The following is a 215-nucleotide window of genomic DNA, read 5'->3' as shown; positions in this document are numbered from 1 at the left end:
CAAAGACCGCGGCTGCACCGCACCCGGCTGCACCGTGGGCGGCTACTACTGCGAAGTCCACCACATCACCGACTACGCCACCTGCCACGACACCGACATCGACAACCTCACCCTGGCCTGCGGCACCCACCACCGACTCCTACAACCCCACGGCTGGACCACCCGCACACACCCCAACGGCCACACCCAATGGATCCCCCCACCCCACCTCGACC

The 215-nt window shown here is 67.4% G+C and carries 1 protein-coding gene; it reads left to right on the top strand.

Features of this window, described 5'->3' with window-relative positions:
- Positions 1 to 215: HNH endonuclease signature motif containing protein (locus ACAG21_RS28170; protein WP_370499522.1), on the top strand; the 215-nt coding region annotated here is incomplete at both ends.

The organism is Mycobacterium sp. pR1184 (assembly GCF_041287235.1).
Lineage (GTDB): Bacteria > Actinomycetota > Actinomycetes > Mycobacteriales > Mycobacteriaceae > Mycobacterium.
The sequence above is the reverse complement of the archived record's forward strand: the minus strand, read 5'-3'. Positions and strand labels throughout refer to the sequence as shown.